Genomic DNA, 228 nt, shown 5'->3' on the forward strand with positions numbered 1-228 from the left:
GGCTTTCCGGCCAGAATGCACAGGCGAAAGAAACGCTTTCGCTTTTCAGCACCTATCTCGGCCGTCTGGCCGGTGATCTTGCCCTGATCTTCATGGCCAAGGGCGGCGTCTATCTGGCCGGCGGCATTTCGCAGAAGATCATTCCGGCGCTGAAAAGCCCCGAATTCCGGGCCGCGTTCGAGGACAAGGCGCCGCACAGCGCCCTGATGCGGACCATTCCCACCTTCG

Annotated in this window: 1 protein-coding gene; it reads left to right on the forward strand. The window is 61.4% G+C overall.

Annotated features, from left to right (window positions below; genetic code table 11):
• Window positions 1-228 (forward strand): glucokinase (locus SB816_RS35585; RefSeq protein ID WP_410548689.1); only part of this gene is annotated, 228 nt, incomplete at both ends.

It is taken from the genome of Achromobacter sp. SIMBA_011, assembly GCF_046535435.1.
GTDB classification, from domain to species: domain Bacteria; phylum Pseudomonadota; class Gammaproteobacteria; order Burkholderiales; family Burkholderiaceae_B; genus Achromobacter; species Achromobacter dolens.